Source organism: Cohaesibacter sp. CAU 1516 (assembly GCF_005771485.1).
Lineage (GTDB): Bacteria > Pseudomonadota > Alphaproteobacteria > Rhizobiales > Cohaesibacteraceae > Cohaesibacter > Cohaesibacter intestini.
Window position 1 is genome coordinate 1 of the sequence record NZ_VANT01000027.1, and the last position, 2,935, is coordinate 2,935.

A 2,935-nucleotide genomic window follows, 5' to 3' on the forward strand; every position below is an offset into this window, starting at 1 on the left:
CCCTGCAGCTCTTTGCCTTTGTAGAAGACTTTCCCAATCCGCCCCATCGCGCCACCCGTCATATGAAGCCTATGCTGGCTGGCTTTTTCCAAATCCGGTGCTGGTATCGCATTGGGTTTGAGGACTGGAATGGTGTTTTTGGTTCCGCCTTTTCCTGTCACTTTGAAGTGGGCATAGGGAAACGGAGTGTCGCCGGATAGCTCCTCGAGGGTAAAGTCATTGCCCGTCTTTGGGATGACCAACAAATCTACCCGTTGCGCCGGACCAAAAGAATAGGGCGAATAGTCAATCACCTCGAGTTGCCCAAGCGGTTGCCCATCAAAGGCAAGAACCTTTGCCCCCAGCCGGTTCAAGTCCATTTCCAAAACGCGGGAGTTGCACACATTGATCAGACGTAGGCGGTAGGCTTCACCAGCATTGAGTTTAATTTCTGGCATACTATCGCCATTGACTGTCAACCAGTTCCCAAGGCGGCCACCGTGGCTCCAGTCCATCATCGCACCAAACGACTGTTCATCCAGTTGACCATTGCGATCGACGCGCCAATCGTCAATCACCAATGTCAGATCGTGTTCGGCATCGAAGGTCGGGTAGGGCTCTTCAACAATCAAAGGACCATAGAGACCACGCGCCACCTGATTCCAGCTTTTATTGTGCGCGTGATACCAATAGGTGCCCGCATCCGGAACTACAAAATCATAATCAAAGCTCTCTCCCGGTTTGACGGCCTCTTGCGTCAAACCCGAGACACCGTCCATTGCATTGTCGATACGGATGCCATGCCAATGAATAGAAGAAGGCTCCTCAAGTTCATTGATGAAACGAACCTTGATCCTTTCGCCTTGCTTGACCCGAATTTCCGGTCCCGGCGCTCGCCCATTGTAGGTCCACAGTGTCGAATTTGGCGCATTGCCTTCATAGATCTTTTGCTCCGATTTCATGGCCCGTATTTCAAGGAAACCATCTTGAGCCAATGCAAAGGAATAAGGTGCGGGCACTACTCCGAACGCTGCTGCGCCAAGGCCACGTTTGATCAAATCACGCCGGGTCAGTTTCATATCATTCATCCAAATCAAGCAAAAATGTAGCGATGGCTTCGCGATCTTGTTGGCTCAGAAATGAGGTACCATCTCTTACGACTTCACCCATTGAGCCGCCAAACACGTCTCCGTCAGGGGTCAGGCCAGTGCGGAGCGCATAAGCAAGGCTGTCTTTGTCCCAGCCGCGTTTTTTGAGCGCCTGTGAAGTGATGGCTGGAGATTTGCCACCATCTGGCAACTTGTCTGCTCCACGAAGCTTAAGCTCTGCTTGTCTGGCACCCAAGATATTGCGCGGCGTATGGCATGCTGCACAGTGTGCCGGGCCTTCCACGATATACTGCCCTCTCTGCCACATCTCGCTCTTGCCTTCTGCCGGCTTGAAGCCGGTAGAATCGAGAAACAAACCCCGCCATATTTTTAAGCTGGCGCGAATGTTGAAAGGAAATCCCAAATCTTGCGGGATCGATGGTTCGGCAACCGGGGGCACCGTCTGAAAGGCCGACCAAAGATCTGCGATATCCTGATCACTCAACTTGGCATAAAAGGGATAGGGAAACGCCGGATAGTAAGGGGTCCCTTCTGGCGAGACCCCTTGCCTAACCGCTCGGGCAAAATCATCAATGCTCCACGCTCCAATGCCTTGCTCTTTGTGTGTGGTAAGGTTAGGCGAATAAAAAGTTCCAAAGTCAGTCTTTAATGCCAAACCGCCAGCAAGAGGTTTGCCGTCACCGGCCACATTGGTGTGGCAAGCGATGCATCCAGCCATTCGGGCGAGATAGGCCCCACGATCGGGCACACCTTCAAGCGCCTCCAGCTGTGGTTCGTTGCCAATTGGCCATTGCTCAAGAGCGGTGAAAGCAGCCCCGGACAATGCCAGGGCCACAACCAAAAAAAGGATAGGCTTCTTCATGCCTATTTCTTCTCGGCTCTATAATCGGTGTGACAGGCAGAACAAACCTGCACCATCATAGTGAAGACACCCTCTGCAGGCATTTGAGCGAGGCGTTCGGGCGTGATATGATCTGCGGCGTTGGCGGTACCCATACCGCTCCCCATCATGGGGGCCTGTTTCCCCATCATCGAACCAGCTCCCTTGCCCATCATGGCACCCATGCCCGAGCCAGCGTTTTTGCCCATCATAAGGCCATTGTCAGCAGCACCCTCAAGGCCGGTTGCAAAAGTCTCAAGCTGGCTTGCGAGTTGGCTGAACTTTTCCCAATCGGTCCAAATTTCAGCCTTTGCTTCTGATGGCATTTTCAAAGACCCTTCTGGAAAGCCGTCGGTCAATGCGTCTCCAGCATGGCTTTTGATGATCGCGGCCTGCTTACGAACAGCATCTGCGTCATAGTCGGTCTTGCCCTGCATGATGTCCTTTAAAACCTTGACCGCTTTCCCCATCGAACTCATGGCATCCATGCGTTCTTTGATCTCGCCAGTGGCCCCACCATGGGCCAGAACCGAGACGGGTAGGACGATGCTCGCCGAGACAGAAAGTGCAACGGCGGCGGTAACAAATAGTTTTTTCATTATGAAGTGCCTCTTGATTGAAATTTTATGATCGTAAATTCAATCAAGCAAAACGAGGCGGAGGCGGTTCCAACGAGACAACAATAGCGATCAGATCAGACATCAAAGATGGCAATTTGTCTGCCTCAGCCAGTGCGGGCAATGCTGCCGGCGCCGTTAGCAAAGTCAGTATCATGGCTCCGCAATGAAGGGATGTGTTGTCGATAGACACATCAGGATCGTGATCATGAGCCTGATCGACATCTTGCTGATCTATATGACTATGCTCGGCTTGATAGCTATCGCCATTGTCTATTAATTCATGGCCATGAGTAAAACTGCCTCCAGCATAAGCAAGAGAGATCATGCTGAAGTAGATCAGCACAAAT

Annotated in this window: 4 protein-coding genes; all 4 read right to left on the reverse strand. The window is 52.0% G+C overall.

Translation table 11 applies throughout. The features are described from left to right. Nucleotides 1-1,058, reverse strand: a 1,058-nt coding sequence (locus FDK21_RS20345) for a multicopper oxidase family protein (protein ID WP_246657646.1), incomplete at its 3' end; no start/stop codon positions are given. 1 nt (nt 1,059) lies between these two features. Further along, on the reverse strand, nt 1,060-1,950 hold the full coding sequence (locus FDK21_RS20350; RefSeq protein WP_138150691.1) for a cytochrome c: 891 nt from the start codon (nt 1,948-1,950) through the stop codon (nt 1,060-1,062). A 2-nt stretch (nt 1,951-1,952) separates the two neighbouring features. Then, a complete protein-coding gene (locus FDK21_RS20355; RefSeq protein WP_138150692.1) occupies nt 1,953-2,567 on the reverse strand; it encodes a cytochrome c in 615 nt (204 codons plus the stop codon). A gap of 43 nt (nt 2,568-2,610) precedes the next feature. Continuing rightward, on the reverse strand, nt 2,611-2,935 hold a 325-nt coding region (locus tag FDK21_RS20740), incomplete at its 5' end, for a hypothetical protein (RefSeq protein WP_171022239.1).